Source organism: Rhodococcus sp. LB1 (assembly GCF_001583455.1).
Lineage (GTDB): Bacteria > Actinomycetota > Actinomycetes > Mycobacteriales > Mycobacteriaceae > Rhodococcus_F > Rhodococcus_F opacus.
In genome coordinates this window covers 188-609 of sequence record NZ_LTCZ01000314.1, presented here as the reverse complement: position 1 = coordinate 609, position 422 = coordinate 188, and the positions used below count along the sequence as shown (strand labels likewise).

General features: G+C 66.4%; 1 protein-coding gene. It reads left to right on the top strand.

The window, feature by feature from the left end:
• Positions 1-53 precede the first annotated feature (53 nt).
• The coding region (locus tag AZG88_RS32280) for an alcohol dehydrogenase catalytic domain-containing protein (protein WP_231914278.1) at positions 54-422 on the top strand (369 nt) is incomplete at its 3' end.

Here is a 422-nt window from a genome sequence, read left to right as displayed (position 1 = left end):
GAGCCGCACACCGCCGCCGCCTCCTCCTCCGCGACCAACAGTGGCGATCAGTCGTGAAAGCCTTCGCCTTCGCTGCGTACAAGCGGCCGCTGCAGGAGACGACCGTGCGCGAGCCGATCGTCGGTGACCACGACGTACTCGTCGAAATTCAGGCAGCCGGCCTCAACCAGCTCGACGAGAAGATCCGCATCGGCGAGTTCAAACAACTGCTCCACTACCCGGCGCCGTTGACTCTCGGACACGATCTGGCGGGTACCGTCATCGGAGTCGGCGCCCGCGTTCGACAGTTCTCCGTCGGCGACGAGGTCTACGCCCGCCCCCGTGACGGCCGAATCGGCACCTTCGCCGAACGCATCGCCGTCCACGAGGACGACCTGGCGCTACGACCGACGTCGATCAGCGTGGTCGAAGCCGCCTCACTC